The sequence below is a fragment of the Marinobacter changyiensis genome (assembly GCF_009193265.1).
Lineage (GTDB): Bacteria > Pseudomonadota > Gammaproteobacteria > Pseudomonadales > Oleiphilaceae > Marinobacter > Marinobacter changyiensis.
In genome coordinates this window covers 60,960-87,379 of sequence record NZ_VZZZ01000005.1, presented here as the reverse complement: position 1 = coordinate 87,379, position 26,420 = coordinate 60,960, and the positions used below count along the sequence as shown (strand labels likewise).

Sequence of the window (26,420 nt, the reverse complement as noted above, 5' to 3'; positions counted from 1 at the left end):
TCACCTGGCGGTTTTTGATTCTGTTTACTAGCTGATATAAAACAAAAAAACCTTCCTGGCACAGCTTTGGCATAGTTACCCCTAAATGAATCTGAACGCGACGGCATACTGCCGCAGTACCTCAGGGGGGGCACGATGAACCAATTACAGTTTCTGGCGGCAGCGCCATTGCGAAAGCCGGGGCAAACCGTCGAATATGCCGGCGCCGCAGACTGCAACGCTGCAGCGGACGTGAACGACAAGGTCACGGCCCTGTTTCCGCATCAGGACAACGGCGAGACCGTCGGTACGGCGCTGGAACTGTTCAATCAGATGTCCCGTCAGATCACCGATTCTTATCGCACCCTTGAGTCCAGGGTTAACCAGTTGTCCGGCGAGCTGACCGCAGAAACCCGACAGCGACAGCATGAACTGGAAGAAAAAGAACGTCTGGCAGACCGGCTGACCACCTTATTGTCCATCATGCCTGCCGGTGTGGTGGTGCTGGATAGTCAGGGGGTGGTCAGCCAGTGTAATCCTGCGGCGGTCAACCTGTTGGGTGAACCGTTGGACGGCGAGCGCTGGGTCAGCGTGATCCAGCGTTGTTTCGCCCCGCGCCGGGACGACGGTCATGAAGTCTCCCTGAAAGACGGTCGCCGCGTCAGCATCGAAATTCGTTCCATGGAGAACGAGCCCGGTCAGCTGATTCTGCTCACGGACCTGACCGACACCCGTCGGCTTCAGTCCCAGCTTGCCCATGCCCAGCGTCTGTCGGCCATGGGCAAGATGGTGGCGTCCCTCGCTCATCAGATTCGTACACCCTTGTCCGCAGCCATTCTTTACGGCGGTCATCTTTGCCAACCCGATCTTGAGCCGGAACTGCGTGAACGCTGCGCCACCAAGCTGATGTCCCGGTTGACCCATCTGGAACAACAGGTGCGCGACATGCTGATATTTGCCCGTGGCGAAACCCGGCTGGCGGAAGAGTTGTCCTCCGATGCGCTGATCCGTGGCCTGAAAGCGGCAACGGAAGGGCTCGGCAGTCAGGACAACGTACACATAGCCCTGTCCGAGCCGGAGTCGGCGGTTTCCCTGATGTGTAATCGCGATGCCCTGGTCGGTGCCTGCATGAACCTGGTGAACAATGCGATAGAGGCAGGGGCAAACGATATTCAGTTATCCATTGGAATACTGGATCAGTCTCTCGAAATTCGGGTGGAAGACAATGGCCCCGGCTTCAGCGCTGACCAGGCCAGCCAGCTTGTAGAGGCTTTTTTTACCACCAAATCCCACGGTACCGGGCTCGGTCTTGCCGTGGTTCAGGCGGTGGTCAAAGCCCATAACGGCGAGTTCTTGATGGAGTCGCCGTTATCCGGTGGTGCCCGGGCAACCATCCGGTTGCCATTGGCGGGTGGTCGCCGGATTCATTCAGATCCGATCAGTCAGTCAGCGGAGGCATTTTATGGCCAGGGCTCAGATTCTCATTGTTGAAGACGACCGTGACCTGCGGGAAGCGTTGGTAACCACACTGGAGCTGGCAAAATTCCGGGTCCGGGAGGCGGATTCTGCCGAGCAGGCGATGGTGCGGCTGGCGGAAGAAACCGTGGACATGATTGTCAGCGACGTCAACATGCCGGGAATGTCCGGCCACGAATTGTTGGCAGAAGTGCAGCGGCATTATCCGGGACTACCGATGATGCTGATCACCGCTTACGGTCAGATCAGCCACGCGGTTTCAGCCATGCAGTCCGGCGCTATCGATTATCTGGTCAAGCCGTTTGAGCCCCAGGTTCTGGTTGACGCGGTAAATAAGGTAGTTGGCGGCGCCCGTCAGAGTCGTGCCGACGAGCCAGTCGCGGAAGACCCCATCAGCAAGCGACTGTTCCAGCTCGCCAAAAAAGTGGCAACCAGTGATTCCACCGTGATGATCTCGGGCGAAAGCGGCACCGGCAAGGAAGTGCTGGCACGTTTTATCCATCAGCAGTCGAGCCGTGCGGACCAGCCTTTCGTGGCAATCAACTGTGCCGCGATCCCCGAAAACATGCTGGAAGCCATACTGTTCGGCCACGAAAAGGGTGCTTTTACGGGCGCTCACGCCTCATCGCCGGGTAAGTTCGAGCAGGCTAATGGTGGCACTTTGCTGCTGGATGAAATCTCCGAAATGGACCTGAGCCTGCAGTCAAAGTTACTGCGGGTTCTGCAGGAGCGGGAGGTGGAACGGGTCGGCGGGCGCAAGGTCATCAAGCTGGATGTGCGGGTGCTGGCGACGACCAACCGGGATCTGGCCGACTATGTGCGTGAAGGCAAATTCCGGGAGGACCTGTACTACCGTCTCAATGTTTTCCCCATGCAATGGCGACCCTTGAGGGAGCGTCCGCTGGATATTCTGCCCCTGGCCAAAACGTTGTTGAAGCAGCATTGCCAGAAAATGAAGTTGACCGGCATTACCTTTGGCCCTGATGCCCGCCAGGCATTGATGGCCCACGCCTGGCCCGGCAATGTGCGGGAACTTGACAACGCAATCCAGCGGGCTTTGGTGTTGCACCAGGGCAACGTGATCGAAGCGGCGGATATGTGTCTGAACACGGGTTTGTCCGGCCTGGTTACAGAACCTGCAGGCTTTCAGCCGGTGACTCCCCACAATGGCATTGCTGAGCAGGAGGATATCGAAACCGAAACTGAACTGCCTGTGAGTTTGGCAGACGAGGATGCTTCCTCACTTGGCAACGACCTGAGACAGCGGGAATTCCGGATTATCATCAATACGCTCCGCCACGAGCGGGGCCGCCGTAACCGGGCGGCGGAAAAATTGGGTATCAGCCCGAGAACCCTGCGTTACAAGCTGGCCCAGATGCGGGATGCCGGTATTGATCTGGATGCCGAGCTGGCCCTGGCCTGAGTTTCTCGATTTCTTTCAGGCTCTGTTGTCGGACCTGTGTTGATGCTTTCATGCGGCGCCCTCTGGCGCCGTTTTTATTGGCGTGGCGGTGGCGTCAATACTTCGGCGCAGGCCTCCATCAGTGAATCAAAGATAAGCCTAACCTGCTGTAATAGCTAAGATAAATTAAGGTGGCCGGGAAATTGCTTTGAGTCAGGAACATACAAAACTGCACCTGCCAAGCCAGCTGGTGTGCCAAGGGGGTTAGCCATGGTTGAACGCGCCGACATCAACAGTGTTCTGTCAGACATACGCTCTCTGCGCTCCCAGATGCAGCAAAGCCAACAGGTCGCACAGGATAACTCCATCCGCGGCCGGATGGATGGGCCTGCACGGGTTGAACAAAGCAACGAGACCTCCGGCTTCAGTAACGTGCTGAAACAGGCGGTCGGCCAGGTCAACGAATTGCAGCAAACGGCAGGTGACATGAGAACAGCCTACGAACTGGGAGATCCTGACATGGACATTACTCGTGTCATGATCGCCTCCCAGAAAGCATCAGTTTCCTTCGAAGCGTTGACCCAGGTTCGCAATCGGGTTGTCAGGGCCTATGAAGACATTATGAACATGCCGGTTTGATAGCGGAGCTAAACCATGGCCAGTGTACCTGCACAAACCAATCGCAATACCATGCCGGCAACGGAAGAGCCTGACGGGCTCGATGGCCGGAATGATCTGGTATTCGGTTTCAACCGGCTGACTTTGCTGCGCCAGATCGGCCTGATGGTCGGTCTGGCGGCGAGTGTTGCGTTGGGCTTTGCGGTGGTGCTTTGGGCCCAGGAACCGAACTACCAGCCGGTGGTCGGAGACCTGTCGAGCTACAATCCCCAGGAAGTTACAGCCATTCTCGATCAAAGCGGCATCCAGTACCGCATGGATCCAAAGTCTGGCGCCTTAATGGTGCCCTCGGAGAATGTTTACGACGCCCGGCTTGCCCTCGCTGCTCAGGGTGTGACCGACACCAAGACCATCGGCTACGAGCTGCTGGATCAGGATCGCGGGCTGGGAACCTCCCAGTTCATGGAAACCATCAGCTACCGGCGCGGACTTGAGGGCGAGTTGGCGCGAACCATCAGCAGCATGCGCAACGTCAAGGCCAGCCGTGTCCACCTCGCCATACCAAAGCGTTCTGTGTTTGTTCGCGATGCCCGCACGCCGACGGCATCGGTATTTCTTGAGGTTTACGCCGGCCGCAGACTGGAGCAGGAACAGATCGCCGCGATCATGAATCTGGTCGCTGGTAGTATTCCGGAGATGCAAAAAAGTAACGTCACCATCGTAGACCAGACCGGCAACCTGTTGACGGGCCAGGAAGAGGACAGTGGTCGTCAGCAGATGCAGGATCAACAGGACTACCTTACCCGGGTTGAGCAGCGGCTGACCCAGCGTATCGTCTCGATGATTGACCCTATCATCGGCGACGGCCGCTTTCGGGCCGAAGTGACCGCGGACCTGGATTTCTCCTCCGTGGAGCAGGCCGAGGAGCTGTTTAATCCCGACCAGCAGGCAGTTCGAAGCGAGCGGGAAATGACCGACCAGAGAACGACGGGTGCAGCAGGTGGCATACCGGGCGCGTTATCCAACCAGCCGCCCGCTGATCCGGTGGTTCCGGAACAAGCCAATGGTGACAATGGTGAGCCTGTTGCCGCGCCGCCCGTCAACGTGCGCCGGGAATCCACCCGCAACTACGAAATGGACCGTACCGTGAGCTATGTCCGGCAGGAGCAGGGCCGTGTCCAGCGCCTTACCGTGGCGGTAGCCGTTGACGACCGTAAAACGGTCAATGCTGCTACCGGTGAAGTAACTTACGAACCCTGGACAGAGCAAGCGTTGCAACGGATGACCCTGCTGATACGGGATGCCGTGGGCTACTCTGCAGCTCGCGGTGACAGTGTCACCGTGATGAATACGCCCTTTGCCGTGCCGGAAGCCATTGAATATCAGGAGCAGGGCTTCTGGGAGCAGCCCTGGTTCTGGGATCTGATGAAGCAGGTGCTGGCCGGGCTGGTGATTCTGGTGTTGGTGCTGGGTTTGTTGCGGCCCACGCTGAAGAGCTTGTCCGGTGGCGCTCGCCGCGATCGTGACGAGGCTCTGGAGAGCAGTGACTACGACGGGCTGGAGGATCTGGGCGGAGCCGACGCCATGAAGAGTGCCATGGGTGGTAGCGATGATCTGCTTTTGCCCGGTGCCTCCGACGGCTATGATAGGCACCTGAATGCATTGAAAGGCCTTATCGCTGAAGACCCTGGCCGGGTTGCACAGGTGATGCGCCAATGGGTGAATGTCGATGAGTGACGAAAACCGGCCGCAACAGCAGGCTGAAGCGCCCAGAAAAGTTCAGCGCAAGATTCCCCGGGTCGAGCAGGCGGCCATCCTTCTGATGTCCCTGGGTGAATCCGATGCGGCCCAGATACTGAAGCACATGGGCCCGAAGGAAGTTCAGCGTGTGGGTGTTGCCATGGCCCAGATGAAGGACGTCAGTAAAGACGACGTTACTTTCGTGATGGACCAGTTTGTTGATGCTGTCGGTGGCCAGACCGGTCTCGGGGTGGGCAACGATGATTACATCCGGGCGATGCTGACCCAGGCGTTAGGCGACGACAAAGCCGCCAGCCTGATTGACCGCATCCTGATCGGCGGTAATACCACCGGGCTGGATACCCTGAAATGGATGGAGCCCCGTGCGGTGGGCGATATTATCCGTTACGAGCACCCGCAGATTCAGGCCATCGTGATTTCCTATCTTGATCCTGACCAGTCCGCCGAGATACTTCGCACTCTCGATGAAAAAGTGCGTCTGGACGTCATGATGCGGGTGGCCTCCCTGGAGAGCATCCAGCCTCAGGCCCTGCAGGAGCTCAACGACATTCTGGAGAAGCAGTTCTCGGGCGGTTCGGCTGCAAAAACCAGTCGCATCGGCGGTATCAAGCGTGCCGCCGATATCATGAACTTTATGGATCGCAGTATTGAGGGCAGCCTGATGGATTCCATCAAGGATATGGACCCGGACCTGGCCACCACCATCGAAGACCTGATGTTTGTCTTTGACAACCTCAAGGACATCGAAGACCGGGGTATCCAGGCGTTGTTGCGGGAAGTGTCTTCGGATGTGCTGGTGATTGCACTGAAGGGCTCTGACGATGGGGTTAAAGACAAGATATTCAAGAACATGTCCAAGCGTGCCGGTGAGTTGCTGCAGGATGACCTGGAAGCCAAAGGCCCGGTGCGTGTCAGCGAAGTGGAAAGCGCCCAGAAGGACATCATCACCATAGCCCGTCGCATGGCCGAAGCGGGTGAAATTACCCTCGGTGGTGCCGGCGAAGAAATGATGTGATGAAAGACCGCAGCCGCCTGGACCGTATTCCCAAGGAAGATCTCACCGCCTATGAAAAATGGGAACTTCCGCTGTTGGATCAGCAGGGCAACGAAGTAGGCCGTGAAGAAGAGCGCGACGTCAAACCGCTGACCGCCGGCGACATAGAGGCCATTCGGCAGGCTGGCTGGGACGATGGCCACGCCGATGGGCGGGCGCAAGGCGTCAAGGAGGGCCACGCCGAGGGTCTCGTCCTGGGCCGGAAAGACGGCCTGGAAGCGGGCCAGGCCGAGGGCCATAAAGCGGCTCTGGAAACGACCCGTTCAGAGGTAAATGCCAAACTGGCCAGGCTTGAGTGCGTAATGGCGGAGCTGCTCGATCCTATTCAGCGTCATGAAGATGAATTGGAAACCGCCCTGGTCAATCTGACCACGGTACTGGCCCGTGCTGTTATTTTCAGGGAGTTGTCACTGGATTCTTGCCATATCGGGAACGTTGTTCGCCAGGCGATCGCCAGCCTGCCGTCCACACGGGAAAACGTCAAAGTGCGCGTAAACCCGAAAGACAGCGAGTGGGTGCGGGAAGTTGCTGACCGTTTTGAGGCCGAAACGTCCATTATTGACGACGACACTATTCTGCCAGGGGGCTGTAAGGTCGAAACCCGGCACAGCCTGGTGGACTTCACAGTCGAGAAACGGTTCCAGAAAGCCGTTCAGGGTATGCTCGATCAACAGCTCTCGAGCGATCAGCCCGGTGACAGCGTCGAGCTCGATGCCATGATGGGCGACCTGACCGATTTCCACCGGGACGTTCTTTCGGAACCCAAACCAGAACAAGAGCCATCGGGTCAGGAGGAGGAAAATGAGCAGTCCCCTGGCTGATCGCCTGCAACGCCTGACCGATTATTTTCCCCCCGAACTGGAGCCTGAGCTGTCCGGCCGCCTTACCCGAATGGTAGGTCTCACCCTTGAATGTGTTGGCTGCCCGATGGTGGTCGGGGATCGCTGCCTGATCCAGGGGCAGGCCGGTGGTACGGTGGAAGCCGAAGTTGTCGGTTTCGAGGATGAACGTGTTTACCTGATGCCCCTGACCGCCATCGAAGGCTTGCGTCCCGGGGCTCTCGTGGTGCCGATGTCGGTCGCCAGCCGGGTGCCCGTGGGCCCTGAATTGTTGGGTCGGGTGATCAATGGCACGGGTGATCCTCTGGATGGTCACGGCCCCCTTCGGGCGGAAGCTCAGGTAGCGCTGGCCGGGACGATTATTAACCCGCTGCACCGGGCGCCGGTGCGACAGTCCATGGATGTTGGTATTCGCGCAATCAACGCTCTGATGACCGTTGGCCAGGGTCAGCGCTTGGGGCTTTTTGCCGGCAGTGGTGTGGGCAAAAGTGTGTTGCTGGGTATGATGACGCGGTTCACCGATGCCGACGTCACCGTGGTCGGCCTGATCGGTGAGCGAGGCCGGGAGGTCAAGGAATTCATCGAAGATATTCTCGGTGAAGAAGGCCTCTCCCGTTCTGTAGTGGTGGCCTCACCTGCAGACGATTCTCCGTTGATGCGCCTTCGTGCCGCTATGCTGACGACCCGGATTGCTGAATACTTCCGTGACCAGGGCAAGCGCGTACTGCTATTGATGGACTCGCTCACCCGGTATGCCCAGGCTCAGCGTGAAATCGCGCTGGCGGTGGGGGAGCCTCCCGCCACCAAAGGCTATCCACCTTCGGTGTTTGCCAAATTGCCCCAGTTGGTCGAGCGCACCGGTAACGGTAAGCCGGGCGGCGGCTCAATCACCGCTTTTTATACGGTATTGACGGAAGGCGATGACCAGCAGGACCCTATTGCCGATGCAGCCCGGGCGATTCTCGATGGTCACATCGTATTGTCCCGTCGTCTGGCGGAAGAAGGCCATTACCCCGCCATTGACGTGGAAGCCTCTGTGAGCCGTGTGATGCCGCAGGTAACGGACCCGGCGCATTTCGCTCGTGCCCAGCGTTTCAAGCAGGTATATGCCCGCTATCAGCAGGCCCGGGACCTGATCAGTGTCGGGGCCTATGTGAAGGGGTCGGACCCGGAGACGGATTACGCGATTGACCATATCGATGATATGCGGGCCTTTCTGCGCCAGAACCTCAAAGAAAGCGCTCCGCTGTCCACCAGCGTGGAGCAGTTGGCGGCGGTCGTGCCAGAGCTCAAACCGGCCCGGGGCGGAAAGACTGAATAATGCTGAGATCCAAAAGACTCGAAGTGGTGCTGGCACTGGAACAACGCCGGGAAAGCGATGCGCTCGAACACATGACCCGTGCCCGGCAGCAGGTTGAGCAGCATCAACAGCGCCTGGATGAGTTGAGTCAGTACCAGGTAGACTATCGTGCCCAAATGCGGAACAGTCAGCAGGGTGTGATTTCCGTCAGCCGGCTGCAGGGGTGGCAGGCCTTTATCGCTCAGCTTGACCAGGTCATCCAGCAGCAGGAAGGGCAGGTCGCCCGTGCGATGGAAGTGCTTGATAAGCGCCGCGAGGACTGGCGCGGGGCTTATGAGCGCCGGCAGGGCATGTCGCGGCATATCGACGCCTGCCGGGCCCAGGAGCAGCGGGCCGCCGATTCGCGGGACCAGAAGCAGCAGGATGAAACGGCCGGTCGTGCCCATGCAAGGCGTCATCTGAAACCAACATAGGCCAAAGCTTCATGAAAATCCCGATGCAAATTGTGTGTGCTCAGCTATTCTCCTAGTAATCACCGCGTGAAATGATATATGAAGTGGAAGACCATCACGGCGTGAAATGAATGGTAATCACTGTCTGAAACGAAATCCCGCCTTGCAGACACCTGCTCACAGAACTATGGAGGATGCCGGATGGCGATCCAGACAAAGCTACACGAAGATGGCCGTACCCTGACCATAAAGATTGAAGGCCGTTTTGATTTCAGTACCCACCAGGCGTTCCGGGATGCCTATGAGAATGGTGATCAGGAAGTCAGCCATTACGTGATTGATATGTGTGACACCACCTACCTCGACAGCTCTGCGCTCGGCATGCTGCTGCTATTGCGGGATTACGCCGGTGGTGACGCGGCTCGCATCCGTATAGAGAACTGCAACAATGACGTCAGGCGGATACTGACAATTTCCAATTTTGAACAGTTGTTTGCCATCCGCTAGTCGTTCGCACGGCTTTTCATAATGCCTCATTGGGAGATTTTTTATGGACGAACCTCTCCCCGTAACCGGCCCGCTCAGAATTCTGATTGCTGACGACAGCGACAGTGACCGGTTGATTCTGCAAACCATGGTGCGGCGCCAGGGCCACGAAGTGCGGGGGGTCTCGGACGGCGTTGAGGCCGTCCGGGAATTCCGGAATTTTCACCCTCAGATCGTACTTCTCGACGTTATGATGCCCCGGATGGACGGCATGGAAGCCGCACAGATTATCAAAGGGTTAGCCGGGGAGCTTCTGGTCCCGATCATCTTTCTGACCTCATTGTCGGATGCCGATGCGTTGGCGCGCTGCCTCGAGGCCGGTGGCGATGATTTTCTCTCCAAACCCTTTAACCGCATCATTATTGAGGCAAAGATCAACGCCTTTAACCGCATGCGGTTGATGCATCGAACTCTCAGCCATCAGCGGGATCTTATCCACGCCCATAATCATCAACTCCTGGGCGAGCAACAAGTGGCCAAGCGGGTGTTTGACAATGTGGCCCACACCGGCTGTCTGGATGCCTCGAATATCCGCTTCCACGCCTCGCCAATGTCCATTTTCAATGGAGATATCCTGTTTGCGTGTCCGCGGCCCTCCGGTGGTATGCATATTCTGATCGGTGATTTCACCGGCCACGGTCTGCCCGCCGCCATCGGTGCCATGCCGGTCGCCGAAATATTCTACGGTATGACCAGCAAAGGCTTTGGTTGCGGTGATGTACTGAGGGAGATCAACCAGAAACTGAAACGCATCTTGCCTACGGGTATGTTCTGCTGTGCCGCGTTTATCGAAGCGGATTTTCACCTGCACTGCCTGCGAGTGTGGAATGGTGGTCTGCCGGACGGCTATCTGATCCGACGCAATGGCGAGCGTGTGGTGTTGGCATCCAATCACTTGCCCCTCGGTGTGCTGTCGCCGGAGCGGTTTGCCGCCAGTGTTGAGCACTTCCGTGCCGAGCCGGGTGATACCTTGCTGGTCGCCACGGACGGTATTCTGGAGGCCGAAAACGCGGAAGGAGAAATGTTCGGAGAAGACCGGCTGCTGGCGCGACTTGATGAAGTGGGTGATTCGCTGACTGCCTTTGACGCGGTGATGAGGGGGGTGCAAGGTTTTACCGGGGCTCAGGTGATTCAGGATGATCTCACCGTCGTTACCCTTGAGATGGTTGACGAGGAAGAGTTGGCAGACCTGCCAAACCGCATTCCCCAGTCAGCCCTGCAGGGGCCGGCACAGTGGTCTTGTGTTTACGAAATCAGCAATCAGACGTTGAGCCACTTCAACCCGTTGCCGTTATTGTTGCATATTTGTATGGAAGTGCCCGGGCTTCGACGTCGCAGTGGTGAGGTGTACACTCTGCTGTCAGAGTTATACACCAACGCACTCGAGCACGGCATCCTCGAGCTGCCGTCAAGTTGGAAGAACTCGCCCAAAGGCTTCGGGCATTACTATGCCGAGCGGGAGCGTCGGCTGGCAGATATCGATGGGCACTACATCCGGTTCACTATGGACCACAAAACCACCCGTCGAGGTGGCGAACTGCGTATTCGGTGCAAGGATTCCGGCTCAGGCTTTGATTTTGCAGGGCTGGTGTCGGTGCTTGAGAGCGGCGAGCCCCAGGCTCGGTATGCCGGCCGGGGTCTGATTTTACTGCAACAGCTCAGCCGCTCGCTGACGTTCAAAGAGCAAGGCAATCATATTGAACTGGTTTATCATTGGGATTTTACCGAAGCCTCGACTCAGGATTGAGCCGGTCCCTACAATCAGTACAGGGGAATTTGTTATGAACGACAAGCCACACCTCGACGAGGAAGCACTGGCTGAACTGCAGGATGTAATGGAAGATGAATTCGGCGTGCTGATTCGAACCTATATCGCAGATTCCCGTGACAGGATCGAGGCGCTCAGATCTGCTCTGCAGAAGTCAGACGCGGACGCGTTCAAAAAATCTGCCCACAGTTTCAAAGGCAGCTCTATCAATATTGGAGCGCCGAGATTGGGAGCACTGTGCATTGAGGCCGAGAAAGCCGGTAACGAGCAGCAGCTGGATGACGCTGCCACCTTACTGGATAACATAGTGATGGAGTTCGAGACCATCAGTCGCATGCTGGAACGAAGCCTTCAGCATTGAACGCCAGCCACCTTGGCATCCGTTTTGCTCTGTTCAGATCAAACACACATCTGAGCCAGAAAGCGGCAAGAGGTTGCCATGTCAGGATTGGTACTACCCATCAGCCCGACCCCTGAAATGCAGGGAGCGACGGCGGAAAAGTCCCCCTCGGTAAATCGAGCGGCGTCTGATAACCGTCATTACGAATCGATTTCCCGCCAGGAGCAGCAACGACTGGAGCGCCGTGAGACCGCCCATGCAGCTACCCGCGCACGGCAGGACCAGCGCGCCGAAGACCGCCGGGTCGATCAGGCCCAGGCCGATAAATCCGCCCGATCCGCTGATCCGGAGCCTGCGGAAACTTCCCCGGCAGACCCATCAACCGGGCCCGCCCCCATGGAAGAAACCGCCGCGGAGGCAACGACTCCCGTGCAGGACGAAACGGCCGCTACCGAGGGTGCGCGGCCGGCGGGGTTCGAGGCGTCATCATTGGAAGCACAGGCTACAGATACCGGTGTGGTTTTCACTTTTGCGGATTTGCAGGCTCTGGTGAGCGAAAGCCAGAGCCCGCCCTTGATGAGCGCTCAGGGCAGGGTTTCAGGTCAGCCGGGCCAGGTCCAGTCAGCCTCGGCCCTGATGGCAGGCATGTTCGAGGGTATGACGGGCGGCAAGGGCAATTCGCCATCGGGGCAGGGTAAGTCATCCGCAGAGTCAACGTTAAGATTGATGGAAAGCCTGGTCGGTCAGCTATCGACAGACGCGGGCAAGAGCGCTGATCCGGGGTCGGCGATGGCCAGCCGCTTCCAGGGCACCCTGGATCTTGCCGGACAGTCGCTGACTGCGGCGGCAGGCCAAAAGCCGCTGGAGGGCGCAATGCCGTTACGAAGTTACACCACCAGTGTCGAGTTGCCTGTCGGCCATGCCGAATGGGGTGACAAGCTGATGGGCAAGCTGGCCTGGCTGACGTCCCAGAATATGTCGATGGCTGAAATACATCTGACACCGCCTGGCATGGGGCCGATGGAAGTCCGGGTGCAGGTCCAGAATGAACAGGCGGCCGTGACGGTCCTTACCGCCAATTCTGCGGTTCGGGATCAGCTGGAACTGCACAGTCACCGGCTCAGGGACATGCTGGGTGCCCAGGGGCTGGGACTTGAAAGTTTTGACGTGTCAGATTCCTCAGCGCGCTCCGGCCAGCAACAATCAGGCGACCAATCTGAGGATGTCAGCGGTGAGGGTGTGGTAAGCCTGCTGGATGACAATGAACCGGGTGACACCCAGGGTGTCCTGGATCTGAGCTGGAAAGGTGAGCTGGACATCTATGCCTGACTCCTGCTGTTGTTGCCACGGTTAAAGCACCCGCTTTCTGTAACACCATTTTGCCGACGTCTCCGCACGAGGACAATCTGTTGCTTTACATCTGCAAATCTGCGCAGCTTGTCAAGCTGGCCCGCCCTTTGCATCAACCCCGGTAATCAGCGACACTGCTGACAAAATTCTGACAGAAGCGACTTATGGCTGAAAACGACGTTCCTGCGGAGGCGCCTGGAAAAGGCAAGCTCAAGCTCATTATCCTGCTGGTGCTGGTAGTCCTCCTGGCGGTCGGACTCTCCATTGCCGGCACTTTCTGGTTTCTGAACAAAGGCCATCCGGACGCCCCTCAAGGCAATAACGTGGAAACGGTCGAGATATTCGTTCCAAACCAGTATCACGTTATCGAGAAGCCGTTGGTAGCGACCATACAGGATGAAAATCGCACCCGTTATGCCCAGATTTACCTGGCATTCGAGGCTCAGGATGTGGCCCCGCTGGTCGCGACCAAAAAGCACCTGCCACTGCTGAGAAGCAGGCTTCTGAGTGTTCTTGGTGGTCAGAGTTTTACCGGTTTGCAGACCGTTGAGGGCCGGAACCAACTGATTGACGCCATGCTGGCGTCGGTTAACGGGGTACTCGAACAAGAGGGTGCGCCACCGGTGGCGAAGGTACTTTTCCTGAATTTTGTTTTGCAGTAAATGACCCGATCCCGGGCTGACTTGATGGGCAGGTAAACGTATGCAGGATTTACTGTCACAGGATGAAATCGATGCGCTTCTACACGGTGTGGACGATGGCGATATCGACACCTATGACGATGTTGATGCTTCCGGTATAAAAGATTATGACTTGGCAAGTCAGGATCGTATCGTGCGCGGCCGGATGCCGACTCTTGAGATGATCAACGAACGGTTTGCCCGCTATACCCGCATCAGCCTGTTTAATTTGTTGCGCCGCAATGCCGACGTCTCCACCGGCGGTGTGCAGATCATGAAGTTTGGTGAATATATCCACACGCTGTACGTGCCTACCAGCCTCAATCTTGTAAAAGTAAGACCCCTCCGGGGCGCCGGGCTGTTTATTCTCGATGCCAAACTGGTGTTCAAGCTGGTCGATAATTTCTTCGGAGGTGAGGGCCGGCACGCCAAAATTGAGGGACGTGAATTTACCCCGACCGAAACTCGCATCGTTCAGATGGTTCTCGATCAGGTCTTCCGTGACATGAAGGAAGCCTGGCATGCGGTATTGAAAGTGGATTTTGAATACCTCAGTTCCGAGGTGAATCCCGCTATGGCCAACATTGTCAGCCCCAGCGAAGTGGTGGTGGTCAGCACGTTCCATATCGAGCTTGATGGCGGTGGTGGCGAGCTGCATATGGCGCTGCCGTACTCCATGATCGAGCCGATACGGGATGTGCTGGATGCGGGTGTCCAGAGTGACATTGATGATACGGATGAGCGTTGGGTGAATGCTCTTCAGGAAGACATTAAAGACGTCAGCGTGCCGATCAACACCATGCTGTGCCGGAGACGGGTCTCCCTGCGCGAAGTGGCCAAATTCAAGGCCGGGGATATTATTCCGGTTGAAATGGCAGATTTCCTGACCATCACCGCCAACGGCATACCGGTGTACAAAGCGACCCTGGGCACCCGTGACGGCAAACTGGCACTCAAGATTGCTGGTCGGGCCAGGCAGCCCGTCGTGAAAAAACAACTGAAGGTAAGGTAGGACGCTATGGCTGACGACGATAAGAAAGATGAGCAAGAGTTGAGCGAAGACGAAAAGCTTGCTGCCGAGTGGGAAGCTGCCATGGACGAGTCCGGGGATAGCGGTGAAGAAGACCGGGGGGACGAATGGGCTGCCGCCATGGAAGAGGCTGGTGAAAAACCCGCAGCCAAAGACGAAAAGAAACAGGTCAAGCCCGCTCCCATGGAAGAATTTGAGGACGCGATAGAGGATATGATCGGGGACGGCCCGGCACCGAACCTTGACGTCATTCTCGATATTCCCGTCACCATTTCGATGGAAGTCGGTAATACCCAGATTCCCATTCGTAATCTGCTGCAGCTGAATCAGGGGTCGGTCATCGAACTCGACAGACTGGCTGGTGAACCGCTGGACGTGCTGGTGAATGGCACCCTGATCGCCCATGGTGAGGTGGTGATGGTGAATGAAAAGTTCGGCATCCGGTTGACCGATGTGATGAGCCCGGGTGAGCGCATCAAGCGGCTATCCAAGTGACCTGTCCAGGCCTTGGGGCCTTTCGGTGGGCGCAACGGTCACAAGCTTTTTTTGGCGTACTGGTGCTAACGGGTTCGACCCTGGCTGGCGCTGAGGAATCCGCCGGTCAGACTGCGGCCAAACCCGCCACCGGCAGCGGGCCGGATACGCTGATATCCATGGCCACACTCGGTCTTGGCTTGCTGGCAGTGCTTGCCCTGATTATGGGTTGTGCCTGGCTGGTCCGCCGAATGAACGGGCTGACGGGGATGAACAGCAACGCCATGAAAGTGGTGTCCGTTATGGCCCTGGGTACCCGTGAGCGTATTGCTCTGGTGGAGGTTGGCGACACCCAGATACTGGTCGGTATCACGCCGTCTTCTATCCGCACTCTGCACGTGTTCGACGAGCTTGTGGTCAAGCCGGGCGAGGGCAGTAACACCGATTTCGCCAAGCGGTTGCAAGGCTTGATGGGGCGCCACTGGGCGTCGGCCAAAACCCCCTCGGAGCCCCCCGGAGACAGCTCGTGAAGCGTTGCGGTGGCCATCGAGGTGTGGCTTTACTTGGCTTTCTGGCCTTGGTGTTGGCACCCTCGGTGCTGGCGGATTTGCCCGGTATACCGGCAATCCAGATGACGCCCGGGGAAGGCGAGGGTGTGGAGGAGTACTCGGTCACGCTGCAGATTCTGGCGTTGATGACCGCGCTCACCTTCCTGCCAGCCATGATGATGATGATGACATCCTTCACCCGTATCATCGTGGTGTTCGCCATTCTGCGTCAGGCGCTGGGTTTGCAGTCCACGCCCTCTAACCAGATTCTTCTTGGTCTGACGCTGTTTCTGACAATTTTCATTATGAAACCGGTGCTGGAAGAGGTTAACGAAGTAGCGTTGCAGCCTTATGTTCAGGAGGAAATCGGGCCCCTGGAAGCCGTTGATCTCGCCAGCCGACCGTTTCGCGAATTTATGCTGGGGCAGACGCGCGAAAGTGATCTTGCGCTGTTCATGCGGATAGCGGACGAGCCCCAGTACGAGACTCCGGAAGATGTCTCCTTCTGGATACTGATGCCGGCGTTTGTCACCAGTGAGCTCAAAACCGCCTTCCAGATCGGGTTTATCCTGTTTATTCCGTTCCTGATCATTGACATGGTAGTGGCCAGCGTTCTGATGGCGATGGGTATGATGATGCTGTCTCCCATCATTATTTCGCTGCCGTTCAAGATCATGCTGTTTGTCCTGGTGGATGGCTGGGCCCTGATTATCGGCACTCTGGCCGCCAGCTATGGTATTTAGGGAGGACTCTGGATCATGACACCGGAAACCGTTATCGACATCATGCGCGAAGCGCTCTGGATGATTGTCCTGCTGGCCGGGGTTATCATCGGCCCGGGGTTGGTGGTGGGGCTGGTGGTGAGTACGTTTCAGGCTGCGACCCAGATTAACGAGCAAACCCTGAGTTTTCTGCCGCGGCTTATGGTCACGCTCATCGTTATTATTGCTGCTGGTCCCTGGATGCTCACCAAGCTGCTTGACCATGCCAGAAACCTGATCTCCAACATTCCTTATTTGATCGGCTGATACCCATGCCCTATGAAATCAGCGCGGATCTGATCGGGCAATGGGTAGGCCAGCACCTCTGGCCGCTGTTCCGTATTGCCAGTTTTATGATGGTGATTCCGTTCATCGGTACGCAGTTAGTCCCCGCCAGAATCCGGCTTGGTCTGGCCTTGCTCATCACCGTACTGATTGTGCCCATGCTGGATGAGGTGCCCCGGGTGGAAGCCCTGAGTGCGGATGCGGTCATTATCACCCTGCAGCAAATCCTGATAGGGGTTGGCCTGGGGTTCGCGCTGACGGCGCTGTTCCAGCTTTTTGTGGTGACCGGCCAGATGATCGCCATGCAGATGGGGCTTGGCTTCGCTTCCATGGTAGACCCGGCGAACGGCGTCAACGTACCGGTGCTTTCCCAGTTGTACACCATTTCTGTGACCTTGCTCTATCTGGCCATGAACGGCCATCTGGTGGCGTTTGAAGTGTTCCTGGAAAGCTTTCGAACCCTGCCGATTGGTCTGGAAGGTCTTGGTCAGGCAGGCGTGTGGGATCTTGCCCACCGGATCAGTTGGGTGTTCGTGTCGGCCATGTTATTGGCGTTGCCAGCGGTTACCGCAGTGTTGATCGTCAATATTTCGTTCGGGGTGATGACCCGGGCTGCACCCCAGATGAATATCTTCGCCCTGGGTTTTCCGATCGGTCTGATGTTTGGATTGTTCTCCATCTGGGTATTGCAGGCTAATTTTCTACCACATTTCCAGCAGTACGCCGAAGAGACCTTCGAGTTCATGCGCCAGTTGCAGGGAGTGCCCTGATGGCGGAAGAGAACGACAACAGTCAGGAAAAAACAGAAGAGGCCACCCCGCGACGCATTGAAAAGTCTCGCGAGGACGGCCAGACCGCACGTTCCAAAGAGCTCGCAACCATGTCAGTGCTGCTGGCCGGGGCGGGGGGTTTGCTGATGTTCGGCGCCGGTCTGGGGGCTTCCCTTGAGAACATCATGCGGGAAAATTTCGCGCTGGAGCGCGAGACGGTGTTCGATACCAACACCATGAGTCTGCTGTTACTGGATTCGGCCTGGGAAGCGGCTGTAGCCCTGATGCCCCTGATGATCCTGTTGTTCGTGGCGGCGATTCTCGGCCCCATCGGCATTGGCGGCATACTGTTCAGCGGCAAGGCGATCGCGCCAAAACTGAACCGGATGGATCCGTTCAAAGGTCTTAAACGGATGTTTTCGACGCGCTCCCTCATTGAACTCGTCAAGGCTGTTGCCAAAATCACGTTGGTGATGATCATCGCCATCCTGATTCTCGATCTGCGCACGGAAGATTTGCTCAGTATTGCGGAAGAGCCGGCCATCCCGGCGATGGAGCATGTGCTCTGGACTCTGGGCTGGAGTTTCTTTCTGCTGGCCTGTGCGACCATCGTTATCGCGGTCATCGATGTGCCTTTTCAGATTTACGATCACCAGAAAAAGCTGCGTATGACCATGCAGGAGGTCAAGGACGAGTTCAAGGACAGTGAAGGCAAACCGGAGGTAAAAAGCCGTATTCGTCAGTTGCAACGGGAAATGGCTCAGCGCCGGATGATGCAGGATGTGCCGGGCGCAGACGTGGTCATCACCAACCCGACCCATTACGCAGTAGCTCTCAAGTATGACCAGAAAACCATGGCCGCCCCGGTCGTGGTAGCCAAGGGGGGCGATGAGATAGCGTTCAAGATTATGGAGATTGCGAGGGAGCACAAAGTGGATATCCTTCGCACGCCTCCGCTGACCCGGGCGGTGTATCACAACACTGACATTGGGGGCGAGATCCCCGACGGCCTGTATATGGCCATCGCCCAGGTACTGGCCTATCTGTTCCAGCTGCGGCGGTTCCGGCGCGGCCAGGGGCCCAGGCCCGGCATGCCGGACTTTCCGATACCCACTGAGCTGCGCCGCGATCCCTAGCGTCCGGTCTGGCTTTTGCTAACAGGCCACCCGCTCCTCAGAAAGACTTGTCCAGTGACTCCTCTTCGGTGGCCGCTTCGCCCCAGGCCGCGGTTTTACTGCCAGGCAGGATCAGGTTCAGGCCAATAGCGACCAGGCCACAAAGCGCAATACCCTCGATCTGACCGATGGCCATACCGCCGATACCAAACACCAGAGTTACGCCGGCAATGACCAGATTACGCCGTTCCGAAAAATCCACCTGGTGACGAATCAGTGTGTTCAGCCCCACCACGGCAATCGACCCGAACAGCAGGCACAGAATGCCGCCAATAACCGGGACCGGGATGGTTTGGAGGGCTGCACCAAACTTGCCGACAAATGCCAGCACAATGGCGATCACAGCGGCCCAGATCATTACCTTGGGATCAAAGTTGCGAGTCAGCATCACCGCTCCGGTAACCTCCGAGTAAGTGGTGTTCGGCGGTCCGCCCAGCAGGGCAGCGGTGCTGGTGGCAATGCCGTCACCCAGCAATGTGCGATGCAGGCCGGGCTTTTTGATGTAGTTATTGCCGGTCACATTACCGATCGCCAGGACGTCACCGATGTGCTCGATCGCAGGGGCAATGGCCACCGGGAGCATAAACAGGATGGCGGACCAGCTGAATGCCGGCGCCACGAAATTCGGTACCGAGAACCAGGCTGCTTCCGCGATGGCGCTGGTGTCCACAATGCCTGCAAAGGCGGAGAGCGCATAGCCGACGCCAATACCGAACATGATGGGTACCAGTCGGAACAGACCTTTGGCCCAGACCGCTGCGAAGATGGTGACCAACAGTGAAATCATCGCAATCACGATAGCGGTAGTGTAGGGCACCAGCTCCGCGCTGCCATCGCCGGCCCTGCCGGAGGCCATGTGAACCGCAACCGGTGCCAGGCTGAGGCCGATGACCATAATCACCGGGCCAATCACCACAGGCGGTAGCAGCCGGTTGATAAATCCTGTGCCTTTGAGCCTGACCGCGCCGCTCAGCACCATATAGAGCACCCCGGCCGCCGCCAGACCGCCAAGGGTTTCCTCCAGGCCAAACTTGGCCTTGGCTGCAATCACCGGCGCGATGAAGGCGAACGAGGACGCCAGGAAAACCGGCACCTGTCCGCCGGTGACGATGTGAAACATCAGGGTGCCCAGGCCTGCCGTGAACAGGGCCACGTTGGGGTCGAGCCCGGTGATCAGAGGCATCAGAACCAGCGCCCCGAAAGCCACCAACAACATCTGCGAACCTGCCAGTGCCTGACGCCAGACGGCGCCCTGTGTAGGGTCCTGCATGCTTATACGTCCTTCTGTTTGGTGCCGAAAATCTTGTCACCGGCATCGCCCAGGCCAGGCAGTATATAACCCTTCTCATTGAGGCGATCATCCACCGACGCGGTATAAATCGAGACATCGGGGTGGGCGTCCAGCACTTTTTTGATCCCCTCCGGCGCCGCTACCAGAACCAGTGCGCGTATTTCGGTACTGCCCGCTTTCTTTAACAGTTCAATGGTCGAAATGAGCGAGCCGCCGGTAGCCAGCATCGGGTCGACAATCATCGCCATGCGTTGGTCCAGTTCGCCCACCAGCTTTTCCAGATAGGTGCTGGCTTCCAGGGTTTCTTCGTTCCGGACCTGGCCTACCACGCTCACGCGAGCGCCGGGAATCAGCGTGAGAACGCCTTCCAGCATGCCCATGCCGGCCCGGAGTATCGGCACAATCGTGACTTTCTTGCCGGTGATGCGCTCAACCGTCACCGGGCCGGCCCAGCCCATGATGGTTTCTTGCTGCAGCAAGAAATCCTTGGTGGCCTCGTAGGTCAGCAGTGCACCGATTTCCTGGGCCAGTTCCCGGAAGTTTTTCGTGCTGATATCTGCCCGGCGCATCAGGCCCAGTTTATGGCGGATCAGGGGGTGTTTTACCTCGTGGATCGGCATGGCTCACCTATTTTTGCGGTCAGAAAAGGACGCAAGGATACCGCATCTCCGAGGCGGCGTCAGGTCCGGAATAGAGCGCTGGGCGCAAGTGGGTTTGGCGGTATGTCAGCCTGGTACGGTTCTTGCGATACGGGTGTAATCAGGCCCTGAGGCGTCAAAAAACCGACCGGCAAACGTTACAGAGCGCACTGCGCGGAGAGCACCGGAAGATGGATCGAGCTTTAATCTTCAACAACGTCAAATCCCTGACAGCCGGAAATCTGGGCATTCCCGTGATGCTGATGGCACTGCTGGGGATGATGATTCTGCCGATGCCGGCGTTCCTGCTCGACGTGCTGTTCACCTTCAATATCACCCTGTCCATTGTCATTCTGCTGGTCTGTGTTTACGCCCTGCGTCCGATGGAATTTGCCGCCTTTCCAACCGTGCTGTTGGTGGCCACGCTGCTTCGACTGGCGCTTAACGTAGCCTCCACACGAATAGTCCTGCTCAACGGCCATGAAGGCGGCGACGCCGCCGGTAAAGTGATCGAATCCTTCGGGGAGGTCCTGATAGGCGGTAACTACGCGGTCGGGCTGGTGGTGTTTGCCATCCTGATGATCATCAACTTCCTGGTAGTGACCAAGGGTGCCGGCAGGGTGTCGGAAGTGAGCGCCCGGTTCACCCTGGACGCAATGCCCGGCAAGCAGATGGCCATCGACGCCGACCTGAACGCTGGCCTGATCAACCAGGATGAAGCCAAGTTCCGGCGCGCGGAAATTGCCCAGGAAGCGGATTTCTACGGTTCTATGGATGGTGCCAGCAAGTTCGTAAAAGGCGATGCGGTCGCTGGCCTGCTGATTCTCGCCATCAATATATTTGGCGGTGTCGCCATTGGCATGCTGCAGCATGATCTGACGTTCACCGACGCGATGCGAAACTACGCACTACTGACCATCGGTGACGGCCTGGTTGCGCAGATTCCCTCGCTTTTGCTGTCTACCTCCGCGGCGATCATGGTGACCCGGGTCACTTCCAGCCAGGACATGGGCGGGCAGATCCTGGAACAGATGTTCACCGCCCCCCGGGCGCTGGCTATTGCCGCCACCATATTGCTGATTCTTGGTTTGATTCCCGGCATGCCGCACGTGGCGTTTCTGGGCCTCGGTTCTTTGTCCGCCGGGCTGGCCTACTGGATCTGGAAAAAACAGCTGCAAACGGTAGAAGAAGACGATGTTTTTCCGGTGCGTGGCGGTGCCACGCCAGCACCACCGGGAGCTGAAACCCGCAGCGGTGCTGAGCCAGGTCAGTCGCTCCCGGCGCCTGGTGAAACCCGGGAGCTGGGCTGGGATGACGTGTCGACTGTGGACATCGTAGGGCTTGAAGTCGGCTACCGGCTGATCCCGTTGGTGGATAAATCCCAGGGTGGGCAACTGCTGACCCGTATCAAGGGCGTGCGCAAAAAACTGTCCCAGGACCTTGGATTCCTGATGCCCTCGGTTCATATCCGCGACAATCTGGATCTGATGCCCAACGTATACCGCATCACTCTGATGGGCGTCACCATTGCCGAAGCGGAGATCCATCCGGATCGGGAACTGGCCATTGATCCGGGCCAGGTGTTTGGCAAGATCGACGGGATCGAGGGCAAGGACCCGGCATTCGGCCTGGACGCCAGCTGGATCGAACCGGAGAAAAAGGATCAGGCCCAGACCCTGGGCTACACCGTGGTGGATGCCAGCACGGTGGTGGCCACCCATCTGAACCAGATTCTGCAAAAGCACGCCCACGAATTACTCGGTCACGAAGAGGTCCAGAAGTGGCTGGATCAGCTTGAAAAGCTGTCACCCAAGCTGACAGAAGAGCTGGTGCCCACCACGGTGTCCATCAGTGTGCTGCTGAAGGTGTTGCAGAATCTGTTGCGGGAAGAGGTCCCGATCCGCGACATGCGCTCCATTGCGGAGGCTATCGTCAATGTCCATCCCAAGAGCCAGGACGCCAAAATGCTCACCACGGCCGCGCGCCAGGCGTTGCGCAGGATGATCATCCAGAGCATCTGCGGCAATGAATCCGAAATCCCGGTCATAACCCTCGATCCGGAGTTGGAACAGTTATTGCTAAAGTCCATGCAACAGAGTCAACAATCCGGCGCTCAGGATGACATCGGGCTGGTATTGGAGCCAGGCATGGTAGAGAAACTGCAACGATCGCTGCAGGACACCGCGCAACGCCAGGAAATGCTCGGCAAGCCGGCAATACTGCTGGTTTCAGCGCCGCTCAGGCCGGTGCTGGCGAAATTTGCCAGTTTCGGGATCGAGCGTTTGCATGTGCTCTCTTACCAGGAAGTGCCGGATAACAAACAAATTACGATTGTGGCGTCAGTCGGTCAGTAAGTGCCGGAGATGCCAGGCAGGGGCGGCAGTTAACCACCGCCACCGGGAGGATGAAACAGTATGAAAGTAAAACGATTCTTTGCGCCATCCATGGCTGAAGCTCTCAAACGGGTCCGCGAAGATATGGGTGCGGACGCGGTCATCCTGTCGAATCGGCGCGTGGATGGGGGTGTCGAAATTGTGACGGCCCTCGACTATGACGAAAATATGGCGCGTCAACGTCTCGGCGATCTGGCAATTGAAGCCACCAATGGTTCCCGGCTGGCGGAACTGCAGGCGGATCATCACCGTCGCCTGGAAGACGAATTGAGCCGTTCCAGAGACCGTATTCGCGACGTTCGTGAACTACGGGCAGCAGAAGGTCAGCGCTATCAAGGGGCTGTCAGCCAGGCTGAGGCGTCATCGGGCCCGGCAGCAGAGGCCTTTGCGAATAGCGCGCTGGAGGAAATGCGAGCGGAAATCACGTCATTACGGGACCTGGTTACTACACGGGATAGGGTTAACACGGGATCTGCTGCGGTGCCACTTACCCAGGCACCTGATGCTTCCCAGCAACGGCTGACCGAGCGCCTGGAAGAGTTTGGCCTGGCCCGGCCCCTGGCGATGGCATTATCGAAAAGCCATGGCAAGAGTCGTCTGGACGAGGGCTGGAAGCAGTCCCTCAAAACCCTGGCAGCCGGTATCAAGACCACCAGAACCGAGTGGCTGGAGCAGGGTGGGGTCTTTGCCCTGGTGGGTCCCACCGGTTCGGGCAAAACCACCACCATTGGAAAGATGGCAGCCCGCTATGTTTTAAAGCACGGCGCCGATTCTCTGGCCCTGGTGACAACCGATCGCTATCGGGTGGCGGCTCACGAGCAATTGTTTGTCTTCGGTCGCATTCTGAATGTTCCGGTGCGGGTGGTGGATGAAAGTCACTCCCTGGACGCTATTCTTGAAGAGCTGTCGGACCGGCATCTGGTTCTGATTGATACCGCTGGCCTTACCCAGTCCGACCGGGGTTATCAGGAGCAGCTTCTGGAGTTGGCCCAAAGCCGTCATGGCATCAAGTCGCATCTGGTGGTGTCGGCCACCAGCCAGGCGCGCATTATGAAATCCATGTGGCATTGCTATAAGATGGCGAAGCTTGCCGGTTGCGTCATTACCAAGATTGATGAAGCGTTAACCCTGGGTGAAGCACTTGGCTTCGTCATGGAAACGAGTCTGCCGCTGGCTTACTATACGGACGGCCAGAAAATCCCCCAGGATTTGCATCACGCAGAGGCCATTCCGCTGGTGAGGCTGGCGGTCGAACGTTTAAAAACTGTTCAGAAAGAGCTGGCCCTGGCAGAAGGTGCGTAATAAGCGGAAGCGTTATTGCGCAGCGATGACCGACCAGTTTTAACGAGTCACAGAGACAAGAGTCAGTATGACTAAACCACATGCGGTTCAGGTGATTGCCGTCACCGGTGGAAAGGGCGGCGTTGGTAAAAGCAACGTGTCGGTCAATCTTGCTATTGCACTGTCCCAGATGGGACGCCGGGTCGTCGTGCTGGATGCCGACCTTGGGCTGGCCAATATCGATGTGTTGCTGGGCATCACCTCGAACCGGAACCTTGCGGACGTGTTGGCCGGTGAGTGCGACCTGCGCGACGTATTGGTCGACGGTCCCGGCGGCATCAAGATCGTTCCGGCGTCGTCTGGCACCCAGCGGATGACCCAGCTGACGCCGATGGAACATGCAGGACTGATCAACGCCTTCAGTGACATCGGTGACCAGATCGACGTGTTGATCGTCGATACCGCTGCCGGCATCTCGGAGTCTGTGGTCAGCTTCCTCAGGGCCTCCCAGGAACTGTTGTTTGTGGTATGCGATGAGCCCACGTCCATTACTGACGCCTACGCGCTGATCAAGCTGATGAACCGGGATTACGGCGTTAGTCGCTTCCGGATTCTTGCCAACCAGGTCCGGAACGAGCAGGAAGGCAAACACCTGTTCGGCAAACTGACTCGGGTGACCGAACGCTTCCTGGATGTTGCACTGCAGTACGTGGGCATGGTGCCCTACGACGAGGCAGTTAAAAAAGCCGTTCAACGCCAGCGCGCTGTGATGGATGTCTATCCACGAGCCAAAGCCTCTCTCGCCATCAAGGCCCTGGCAGAAAAAGTCGACAGCTGGCCGTTGCCCTCTTCGCCACGGGGCCATCTCGAATTCTTCGTAGAACGCCTTTTAGAGGTCTAACTGGATACATGACGTTGGCGAAACGCCTGGGAATCTATAACCAAACTGGCGCCCGACAAGCCGATGCACTTGTCGAAACCCATGCTCCGTTGGTTAAAAAAATCGCGTTGCACCTGCTGGCGCGTCTTCCCGCCTCGGTGCAGTTGGATGATCTTATGCAGGCCGGCATGATCGGCCTTCTCGAAGCTGCCAATAAATTTCAGTCTGACAAGGGCGCCTCGTTCGAAACCTACGCCGGTATCCGTATTCGCGGATCGATCGTGGATGAGATTCGCAAAGGTGACTGGGTTCCACGGTCTGTCCACCGGAATGCCCGTCGTGTGGCCGGTGCCATCAAGGTTGTGGAGGACCGAACCGGTCGCGAAGCACAGGACGCCGATGTGGCGGAAGAGCTTGAAATGTCGCTCAGCGAATATCACGCCTGTCTTAACGATGCCAGCAGCGGCAAACTTTTTAGTCTTGATGAGCTCAATGAATCCGGCGAGCTGCCGATAGAAGAACATGGGGCGTCGGATAATCCTCTCGATGGCATTACCTCGGATGCGTTTCGCAAAAGTCTGGCGGGGGCGATCAGTGAACTGCCCGAACGGGAAAAACTGGTGCTGAGTCTGTATTACCAGGACGAGCTTAACCTGAAAGAAATTGGCGCGATCATCGGGGTCAGTGAGAGTCGGGTCAGCCAGATTCATAGCCAGGCCGCGCTGCGGCTTCGGGCCAGGTTATCGGACTGGTCCAACCCCAAGGCCTGAGATCTGTAGTTTTTGGTAACCGTTGCTTTACAACGGCGCGGCAGACAAGACAATGAGCGGTGTAATTCTGGCAGGCTGCTCGACTGGCAAAACGGTCAGCGTCCTGAGCGACAGGGCCCGGAATTGATTTCAATTCCGGGCTTTATTTACTGGAGGTCCCTTTTGGACAAGAACATGAAAATCCTGATCGTGGACGATTTTTCCACCATGCGCAGAATCATCAAAAACCTGTTACGTGATCTCGGCTTCACCAACACCGATGAAGCCGATGATGGCAACACCGCACTGCCGATGTTGAAGAGTGGCAAGTACGACTTTCTGGTGACGGACTGGAACATGCCCAACATGTCGGGCATTGATCTCCTCAAGGAGGTGCGGGCTGACGAAAACCTGAAAACCCTGCCGGTGCTGATGGTGACTGCAGAAGCCAAGCGAGACCAGATCGTGGCAGCCGCGCAAGCGGGTGTTAACGGGTATGTGGTCAAACCATTCACCGCGGCTGTGCTGAAGGAAAAGATCGAAAAGATCTTCGAGCGCATTCAGTAAACGGGGTCGGGCT

27 protein-coding genes are annotated in these 26,420 nt (G+C 57.5%); 25 read left to right on the top strand and 2 right to left on the bottom strand.

Features of this window, described 5'->3' with window-relative positions:
- Nucleotides 1-135: 135 nt before the first annotated feature.
- From F6Y09_RS13865 to flhB, 20 genes are all read left to right on the top strand, one after another.
- On the top strand, nucleotides 136-1,470 hold the full coding sequence (locus tag F6Y09_RS13865) for a sensor histidine kinase (protein WP_152207537.1): 1,335 nt from the start codon (nucleotides 136-138) through the stop codon (nucleotides 1,468-1,470).
- Complete coding sequence (locus F6Y09_RS13860) at nucleotides 1,442-2,878, top strand: sigma-54-dependent transcriptional regulator (protein WP_152207536.1); 1,437 nt, start codon at nucleotides 1,442-1,444, stop codon at nucleotides 2,876-2,878. Before F6Y09_RS13865 ends, F6Y09_RS13860 begins: the two co-directional genes overlap by 29 nt.
- Nucleotides 2,879-3,127: 249 nt before the next feature.
- A complete protein-coding gene (fliE, locus tag F6Y09_RS13855; RefSeq protein ID WP_152207535.1) occupies nucleotides 3,128-3,496 on the top strand; it encodes a flagellar hook-basal body complex protein FliE in 369 nt (122 codons plus the stop codon).
- A gap of 15 nt (nucleotides 3,497-3,511) precedes the next feature.
- Nucleotides 3,512-5,212, top strand: a complete 1,701-nt coding sequence (gene fliF / locus F6Y09_RS13850; protein WP_152207534.1) for a flagellar basal-body MS-ring/collar protein FliF — start codon at nucleotides 3,512-3,514, stop codon at nucleotides 5,210-5,212.
- Nucleotides 5,205-6,251, top strand: coding sequence for a flagellar motor switch protein FliG (gene fliG / locus F6Y09_RS13845; RefSeq protein WP_152207533.1), 1,047 nt, complete (start codon nucleotides 5,205-5,207; stop codon nucleotides 6,249-6,251). The genes fliF and fliG overlap by 8 nt, the downstream gene beginning before the upstream one ends.
- Nucleotides 6,251-7,111 carry a flagellar assembly protein FliH gene (locus tag F6Y09_RS13840; RefSeq protein WP_152207532.1) on the top strand — a complete coding sequence of 287 codons (861 nt, stop codon included), beginning with the start codon at nucleotides 6,251-6,253 and terminating at the stop codon, nucleotides 7,109-7,111. The genes fliG and F6Y09_RS13840 overlap by 1 nt, the downstream gene beginning before the upstream one ends.
- Nucleotides 7,092-8,450 carry a flagellar protein export ATPase FliI gene (fliI, locus tag F6Y09_RS13835; protein WP_152207531.1) on the top strand — a complete coding sequence of 453 codons (1,359 nt, stop codon included), beginning with the start codon at nucleotides 7,092-7,094 and terminating at the stop codon, nucleotides 8,448-8,450. Before F6Y09_RS13840 ends, fliI begins: the two co-directional genes overlap by 20 nt.
- Complete coding sequence (gene fliJ / locus F6Y09_RS13830) at nucleotides 8,450-8,902, top strand: flagellar export protein FliJ (protein WP_152207530.1); 453 nt, start codon at nucleotides 8,450-8,452, stop codon at nucleotides 8,900-8,902. The genes fliI and fliJ overlap by 1 nt, the downstream gene beginning before the upstream one ends.
- A 180-nt stretch (nucleotides 8,903-9,082) precedes the next feature.
- Nucleotides 9,083-9,388 (top strand): STAS domain-containing protein, encoded by a 306-nt coding sequence (locus F6Y09_RS13825; RefSeq protein ID WP_152207529.1) that lies wholly within the window; start codon nucleotides 9,083-9,085, stop codon nucleotides 9,386-9,388.
- A 43-nt stretch (nucleotides 9,389-9,431) separates the two neighbouring features.
- Nucleotides 9,432-11,174: a SpoIIE family protein phosphatase gene (locus tag F6Y09_RS13820; protein WP_152207528.1), complete on the top strand. Its 1,743-nt coding sequence runs from the start codon at nucleotides 9,432-9,434 to the stop codon at nucleotides 11,172-11,174.
- 34 nt (nucleotides 11,175-11,208) lie between these two features.
- Nucleotides 11,209-11,556, top strand: coding sequence for an Hpt domain-containing protein (locus tag F6Y09_RS13815; RefSeq protein ID WP_152207527.1), 348 nt, complete (start codon nucleotides 11,209-11,211; stop codon nucleotides 11,554-11,556).
- A 78-nt stretch (nucleotides 11,557-11,634) separates the two neighbouring features.
- Entirely contained in the window at nucleotides 11,635-12,864 is a 1,230-nt protein-coding gene (locus tag F6Y09_RS13810; RefSeq protein ID WP_152207526.1) for a flagellar hook-length control protein FliK, read from the top strand.
- Nucleotides 12,865-13,049: 185 nt separating this feature from the next.
- On the top strand, nucleotides 13,050-13,547 hold the full coding sequence (locus F6Y09_RS13805) for a flagellar basal body-associated FliL family protein (RefSeq protein ID WP_152207525.1): 498 nt from the start codon (nucleotides 13,050-13,052) through the stop codon (nucleotides 13,545-13,547).
- Nucleotides 13,548-13,587: 40 nt separating this feature from the next.
- Nucleotides 13,588-14,577 carry a flagellar motor switch protein FliM gene (fliM, locus tag F6Y09_RS13800; protein ID WP_152207524.1) on the top strand — a complete coding sequence of 330 codons (990 nt, stop codon included), beginning with the start codon at nucleotides 13,588-13,590 and terminating at the stop codon, nucleotides 14,575-14,577.
- Between the two features lie 6 nt (nucleotides 14,578-14,583).
- Nucleotides 14,584-15,090, top strand: a complete 507-nt coding sequence (gene fliN, locus F6Y09_RS13795) for a flagellar motor switch protein FliN (protein ID WP_152207523.1) — start codon at nucleotides 14,584-14,586, stop codon at nucleotides 15,088-15,090.
- Between the two features lie 62 nt (nucleotides 15,091-15,152).
- Nucleotides 15,153-15,599 (top strand): flagellar biosynthetic protein FliO, encoded by a 447-nt coding sequence (gene fliO, locus F6Y09_RS13790; RefSeq protein ID WP_246180541.1) that lies wholly within the window; start codon nucleotides 15,153-15,155, stop codon nucleotides 15,597-15,599.
- 41 nt (nucleotides 15,600-15,640) lie between these two features.
- Nucleotides 15,641-16,360 carry a flagellar type III secretion system pore protein FliP gene (gene fliP, locus F6Y09_RS13785; RefSeq protein ID WP_425481857.1) on the top strand — a complete coding sequence of 240 codons (720 nt, stop codon included), beginning with the start codon at nucleotides 15,641-15,643 and terminating at the stop codon, nucleotides 16,358-16,360.
- Nucleotides 16,361-16,375: 15 nt separating this feature from the next.
- Nucleotides 16,376-16,645 (top strand): flagellar biosynthesis protein FliQ, encoded by a 270-nt coding sequence (gene fliQ, locus F6Y09_RS13780; RefSeq protein ID WP_152207522.1) that lies wholly within the window; start codon nucleotides 16,376-16,378, stop codon nucleotides 16,643-16,645.
- A 5-nt stretch (nucleotides 16,646-16,650) separates the two neighbouring features.
- The gene (gene fliR, locus F6Y09_RS13775) at nucleotides 16,651-17,433 is read left to right on the top strand and encodes a flagellar biosynthetic protein FliR (RefSeq protein ID WP_152207521.1); all 783 of its coding nucleotides are present in this window, start codon (nucleotides 16,651-16,653) and stop codon (nucleotides 17,431-17,433) included.
- Nucleotides 17,433-18,569 carry a flagellar biosynthesis protein FlhB gene (gene flhB / locus F6Y09_RS13770; RefSeq protein WP_152207520.1) on the top strand — a complete coding sequence of 379 codons (1,137 nt, stop codon included), beginning with the start codon at nucleotides 17,433-17,435 and terminating at the stop codon, nucleotides 18,567-18,569. The genes fliR and flhB overlap by 1 nt, the downstream gene beginning before the upstream one ends.
- Before the next feature lie 37 nt (nucleotides 18,570-18,606).
- Here flhB and F6Y09_RS13765 read toward each other — a convergent pair whose 3' ends face one another.
- Together F6Y09_RS13765 and upp are read right to left on the bottom strand one after the other, a co-directional pair.
- Nucleotides 18,607-19,878: a uracil-xanthine permease family protein gene (locus F6Y09_RS13765; protein WP_152207519.1), complete on the bottom strand. Its 1,272-nt coding sequence runs from the start codon at nucleotides 19,876-19,878 to the stop codon at nucleotides 18,607-18,609.
- A 2-nt stretch (nucleotides 19,879-19,880) separates the two neighbouring features.
- Nucleotides 19,881-20,519 carry a uracil phosphoribosyltransferase gene (upp, locus tag F6Y09_RS13760; protein ID WP_152207518.1) on the bottom strand — a complete coding sequence of 213 codons (639 nt, stop codon included), beginning with the start codon at nucleotides 20,517-20,519 and terminating at the stop codon, nucleotides 19,881-19,883.
- A 209-nt stretch (nucleotides 20,520-20,728) separates the two neighbouring features.
- On the opposite strand from upp, the gene flhA reads away from it, so the two are divergent.
- The 5 genes from flhA (at nucleotide 20,729) to cheY (ending at nucleotide 26,407) form a co-directional block, all read left to right on the top strand.
- Nucleotides 20,729-22,891, top strand: a complete 2,163-nt coding sequence (gene flhA / locus F6Y09_RS13755; RefSeq protein ID WP_152207517.1) for a flagellar biosynthesis protein FlhA — start codon at nucleotides 20,729-20,731, stop codon at nucleotides 22,889-22,891.
- Between the two features lie 60 nt (nucleotides 22,892-22,951).
- Nucleotides 22,952-24,232 (top strand): flagellar biosynthesis GTPase FlhF, encoded by a 1,281-nt coding sequence (gene flhF / locus F6Y09_RS13750; RefSeq protein ID WP_152207516.1) that lies wholly within the window; start codon nucleotides 22,952-22,954, stop codon nucleotides 24,230-24,232.
- 67 nt (nucleotides 24,233-24,299) lie between these two features.
- Nucleotides 24,300-25,112, top strand: coding sequence for a MinD/ParA family protein (locus F6Y09_RS13745; protein WP_152207515.1), 813 nt, complete (start codon nucleotides 24,300-24,302; stop codon nucleotides 25,110-25,112).
- Between the two features lie 8 nt (nucleotides 25,113-25,120).
- The gene (locus F6Y09_RS13740; RefSeq protein WP_152207514.1) at nucleotides 25,121-25,861 is read left to right on the top strand and encodes an RNA polymerase sigma factor FliA; all 741 of its coding nucleotides are present in this window, start codon (nucleotides 25,121-25,123) and stop codon (nucleotides 25,859-25,861) included.
- A 162-nt stretch (nucleotides 25,862-26,023) separates the two neighbouring features.
- A complete protein-coding gene (cheY, locus tag F6Y09_RS13735; protein WP_152207513.1) occupies nucleotides 26,024-26,407 on the top strand; it encodes a chemotaxis response regulator CheY in 384 nt (127 codons plus the stop codon).
- Nucleotides 26,408-26,420 lie beyond the last annotated feature (13 nt).

Excerpts from the sequence above, each read along its gene's own strand:
- fliJ (WP_152207530.1), top strand. The coding sequence starts at position 8,450 with ATGCTGAGATCCAAAAGACTCGAAGTGGTGCTGGCACTGGAACAACGC.
- F6Y09_RS13805 (WP_152207525.1), top strand. The coding sequence starts at position 13,050 with ATGGCTGAAAACGACGTTCCTGCGGAGGCGCCTGGAAAAGGCAAGCTC.
- fliN (WP_152207523.1), top strand. The coding sequence starts at position 14,584 with ATGGCTGACGACGATAAGAAAGATGAGCAAGAGTTGAGCGAAGACGAA.
- fliM (WP_152207524.1), top strand. The coding sequence starts at position 13,588 with ATGCAGGATTTACTGTCACAGGATGAAATCGATGCGCTTCTACACGGT.
- flhA (WP_152207517.1), top strand. The coding sequence starts at position 20,729 with ATGGATCGAGCTTTAATCTTCAACAACGTCAAATCCCTGACAGCCGGA.
- F6Y09_RS13740 (WP_152207514.1), top strand. The coding sequence starts at position 25,121 with ATGACGTTGGCGAAACGCCTGGGAATCTATAACCAAACTGGCGCCCGA.
- fliR (WP_152207521.1), top strand. The coding sequence starts at position 16,651 with ATGCCCTATGAAATCAGCGCGGATCTGATCGGGCAATGGGTAGGCCAG.
- F6Y09_RS13745 (WP_152207515.1), top strand. The coding sequence starts at position 24,300 with ATGACTAAACCACATGCGGTTCAGGTGATTGCCGTCACCGGTGGAAAG.
- fliQ (WP_152207522.1), top strand. The coding sequence starts at position 16,376 with ATGACACCGGAAACCGTTATCGACATCATGCGCGAAGCGCTCTGGATG.
- F6Y09_RS13840 (WP_152207532.1), top strand. The coding sequence starts at position 6,251 with ATGAAAGACCGCAGCCGCCTGGACCGTATTCCCAAGGAAGATCTCACC.
- flhB (WP_152207520.1), top strand. The coding sequence starts at position 17,433 with ATGGCGGAAGAGAACGACAACAGTCAGGAAAAAACAGAAGAGGCCACC.
- F6Y09_RS13810 (WP_152207526.1), top strand. The coding sequence starts at position 11,635 with ATGTCAGGATTGGTACTACCCATCAGCCCGACCCCTGAAATGCAGGGA.
- flhF (WP_152207516.1), top strand. The coding sequence starts at position 22,952 with ATGAAAGTAAAACGATTCTTTGCGCCATCCATGGCTGAAGCTCTCAAA.
- F6Y09_RS13865 (WP_152207537.1), top strand. The coding sequence starts at position 136 with ATGAACCAATTACAGTTTCTGGCGGCAGCGCCATTGCGAAAGCCGGGG.
- fliE (WP_152207535.1), top strand. The coding sequence starts at position 3,128 with ATGGTTGAACGCGCCGACATCAACAGTGTTCTGTCAGACATACGCTCT.
- fliF (WP_152207534.1), top strand. The coding sequence starts at position 3,512 with ATGGCCAGTGTACCTGCACAAACCAATCGCAATACCATGCCGGCAACG.
- F6Y09_RS13860 (WP_152207536.1), top strand. The coding sequence starts at position 1,442 with ATGGCCAGGGCTCAGATTCTCATTGTTGAAGACGACCGTGACCTGCGG.
- F6Y09_RS13765 (WP_152207519.1), bottom strand. The coding sequence starts at position 19,878 with ATGCAGGACCCTACACAGGGCGCCGTCTGGCGTCAGGCACTGGCAGGT.
- F6Y09_RS13815 (WP_152207527.1), top strand. The coding sequence starts at position 11,209 with ATGAACGACAAGCCACACCTCGACGAGGAAGCACTGGCTGAACTGCAG.
- F6Y09_RS13820 (WP_152207528.1), top strand. The coding sequence starts at position 9,432 with ATGGACGAACCTCTCCCCGTAACCGGCCCGCTCAGAATTCTGATTGCT.
- F6Y09_RS13825 (WP_152207529.1), top strand. The coding sequence starts at position 9,083 with ATGGCGATCCAGACAAAGCTACACGAAGATGGCCGTACCCTGACCATA.
- fliG (WP_152207533.1), top strand. The coding sequence starts at position 5,205 with ATGAGTGACGAAAACCGGCCGCAACAGCAGGCTGAAGCGCCCAGAAAA.
- fliI (WP_152207531.1), top strand. The coding sequence starts at position 7,092 with ATGAGCAGTCCCCTGGCTGATCGCCTGCAACGCCTGACCGATTATTTT.
- upp (WP_152207518.1), bottom strand. The coding sequence starts at position 20,519 with ATGCCGATCCACGAGGTAAAACACCCCCTGATCCGCCATAAACTGGGC.